This is a genomic window from Streptomyces glaucescens (genome assembly GCF_002154375.1).
Classification (GTDB): Bacteria; Actinomycetota; Actinomycetes; order Streptomycetales; family Streptomycetaceae; genus Streptomyces; species Streptomyces glaucescens.
This window is the reverse complement of record NZ_MUND01000538.1, coordinates 1-3390: the sequence shown is the minus strand read 5'-3', so window position 1 is coordinate 3390 and position 3390 is coordinate 1. Positions and strand designations below refer to the sequence as shown.

The window sequence follows — 3390 nt, the reverse complement described above, 5'->3', positions numbered from 1 at the left end:
GTCGGCGGTGCGGATGTAGAACATCAGGAACCGGTCGATGAGGCGGATCAGTTCGGCGTCCGACAGGTCCTGGGCGAGGAGGTCCGCGTGGCGCGGCGTGGCGCCGCCGTTGCCGCCGACGTAGAGGTTCCAGCCGTTGGACGTGGCGATGACGCCGAAGTCCTTGGACTGGGCTTCCGCGCACTCGCGGGCGCAGCCCGAGACGGCCGACTTCAGTTTGTGGGGGGAGCGCAGGCCCCGGTAGCGCAGTTCCAGGTCGATCGCCATCCGGACGGAGTCCTGGACGCCGTAGCGGCACCAGGTCTGGCCGACGCAGGACTTCACGGTGCGCAGCGACTTGCCGTAGGCGTGGCCGGACTCGAAGCCGGCGTCGACGAGGCGGGCCCAGATCGAGGGGAGCTGTTCCACGCGCGCGCCGAACATGTCGATGCGCTGACCGCCGGTGATCTTGGTGTAGAGGCCGAAGTCCCGGGCGATCTCCCCGATCACGATGAGTTTCTCCGGGGCGATCTCACCGCCGGGGATACGAGGGACGACGGAGTACGACCCGTTCTTCTGGAGGTTGGCCAGAAAGTGGTCGTTGGTGTCCTGGAGCGCCGCCTGCTCGCCCTCCAGGACGTAGCCGTCGGCGCCGATGGCGGGCGCGAGGGAGGCGATGATCGAGCCGACCGTGGGCTTGCAGACCTCGCAGCCGTCGCCGCCGCGCGCGTCCTCCCGGCCGTAGCGGTCGAGCAGGTCCTGGTAGGAGGTGATGCGCAGGGCGAGGACGATCTCGTACAGCTCCTCGCGGGTCTGGGCGAAGCAGCCGCACAGGCCCTTGTCGACCTCGATGCCGCCGGCCTCCAGCTCGGCGGTGACGAGCTGGCCGAGGACCTTGACGCAGGAGCCGCAGCCGGTGCCGGCCTTGGTGCACTTCTTCACCTCGGGCACGGTGGTGCACTGGTGGTCGGTGACCGCGCCGCGGATGGTGCCCTTGGTGACGTTGTGGCAGGAGCAGATGACCGCCTCGTCGGGCAGCGCGGTCGGGCCGAGCTGGGCCGGGGCGCCGGCGCCCGCCGGGAGGACCAGCTGCTCGGGGGAGACGGGCGGGACCGAGCCGGTGAACGCGCGCAGGGTGCCGTAGGCCTCCGCGTCGCCGACCAGGATGCCGCCGAGCAGGGTGCCGTCGCGGCCGATGACCAGCTTCTTGTACAGGCCGGAGCGGGAGTCGGAGTAGACGACGTCGAGGCAGTCCTCGGCGGTGCCGTGCGCGTCGCCGAAGGAGGCCACGTCGACACCGAGCAGCTTCAGCTTGGTGGACAGGTCGGCGCCGGTGAAGGACGCCTCGTCGGCGGCGATGGTCGCGGCGGCCGTCTCGGCCTGCTCGTAACCGGGCGCCACCAGGCCGTACACCCGGCCGTCCGCGGCCAGCGCGCACTCGCCGATGGCGAAGACGTGCGGGTCGGCGACCGTGCGGCACTGCTCGTCGACCGCGATGCCGCCGCGCTCGCCGACCGTGAGGCCGCAGTCGCGGGCCAGCTGGTCGCGGGGGCGGACACCGGCGGAGAAGATCACCATGTCGGTGGCCAGCTCCGAGCCGTCGGACAGCTTCATGCCGGTGACGGCGCCCGCGGCGTCGGTCAGGATCTCCTGCGTGCCCACCCCCGTGTGCACGGACAGGCCCATGTCCTCGATGGTGCGCAGCAGTGCCGCGCCGCCGCCGTCGTCGACCTGCACCGGCATCAACCGCGGCGCGAACTCCACGATGTGCGTCTCGACACCGAGGCCCTTCAGCGCGCCCGCGGCCTCCAGCCCGAGCAGGCCGCCGCCGACCACGGCACCCGAGGTCGCCCGGCTCTTCGCGTACTCCTCGATGGCGAGCAGGTCCTCGATGGTGCGGTAGACGAAGCAGCCCTCGGCGTCCTTGCCCGGGACCGGCGGCACGAACGGGTACGAGCCGGTGGCCAGGACGAGGACGTCGTAGTCGACGACGAGACCGGAGCGGGCGGTCACCTTGCGGGAGTCGCGGTCGACGGTCTCCGCCGGGTCCCCGACGTACAGCTCGATGCCGTGCTCCTCGATGAACGCCAGGTCCGTCAGGGACAGGTCCTCGGGCGACCTGCCCGAGAAGTACGAGGTGAGCTGCACCCGGTCGTACGCGGGACGCGGCTCCTCACAGAGCACGACCACGCGGTGCGTGGCGGTCAGGCCGCGCTCGGCGAGTGCTTCGAGGAAGCGCTGGCCGACCATGCCATGGCCGACGAGCACGATCGTGGGGCGCTCCCCAGCAGCAGGTGCGGTCGTGGACATCAGGAGCCTCCGTCATTGGTGAGCAGGTGGAGCAGGGGGCCGCCGTCAGAGGGGAGCGGCTCTGCTCCCTCCCAGGCGCGGGCGAGCGCGCCGACGGTGCCGAGTTCGCCGACGAGGACCCCGCCGACCAGGCGGTCGTCGCGGACGACGACCTTGCGGTAGGTGCCGCGGGTGGCGTCGGCGAGCTGCACGACGTCGTCGCCGGGGCGGGGTTCCGTCTCACCGAACGCGGCGAGGTCGAAGGGGGCCTGACCGGAGAGGGTGAGGCGGGTGAGGGAACGGGTGCCGGCGTAGCGGGCGGTGTCGTCGCCGGCGAGCAGCCGGGCCAGGACGTCCGCCTGTTCCAGCGCGGGGGCGGCGAGCCCGTACACGGTCCCGTCGTGCTGGGCGCAGTCCCCGATCGCCCGGATGTGCGGGTCGGAGGTGCGCAGCTCGTCGTCGACCAGGACGCCCTTGTGCACGGCGAGCCCGGCCGCCTTGGCGAGGCCGACCCGCGGGTGGACCCCGCAGGCGAGGACGACGAGGTCGGCGTCGAGGGCGTAGCCGTCGGCCATCTCCACCGAGCGGACCGCGCCGCCGACCACCCGCACGTCGCGTACCCGCAGATCGGTGTGGACCTCCACGCCGAGGTCGCCGAGGTGGCGCCGGACCAGCCGGGAGGCGGCCGGGTCGAGCTGGCGCTCCATCAGCCGCTCGGACTGCTGGGCGAGCACGACCTGCGCACCCCGCATGGCGAGGGCGCGGGCCGCGGAGACCCCGAGCAGGCCGCCGCCGATGACGACCGCGCGGACGCCCGGCCGGACCGCCTTGGACAGGCCCAGGCAGTCGTCCATGGTGCGGAAGGCGTGGACGCCCTCCGGCAGTTCGTGGTCCGGGGTGAACAGCCCGCGCAGGGGTGGCAGCACCGGGTTGGAGCCGGTGGCCAGGACCAGCGTGTCGTATGCGATCTCCGAGCCGTCCGCGCAGTGCAGGGTGCGGCCCTCGCGGTCGATGCCGGTGACCCGGGCACGGGTCAGCTCCGCGGGCGCCGGGAGGGCGATCACCTCGGGGCTGTAGCGTCCGGCCAGCACTTCGGCGAGGAGGAGCACCGGCCCTACAACC

Annotated in this window: 2 protein-coding genes; both read right to left on the bottom strand. The window is 72.7% G+C overall.

Annotation, left to right across the window (positions count from 1 at the left end):
- The coding region (gene nirB, locus CCN42_RS30995; RefSeq protein ID WP_086740594.1) for a nitrite reductase large subunit NirB at positions 1–2289 on the bottom strand (2289 nt) is incomplete at its 3' end.
- Positions 2289–3390: NAD(P)/FAD-dependent oxidoreductase (locus CCN42_RS30990; RefSeq protein WP_107427669.1), on the bottom strand; the 1102-nt coding region annotated here is incomplete at its 5' end. The genes nirB and CCN42_RS30990, both read right to left, overlap by 1 nt.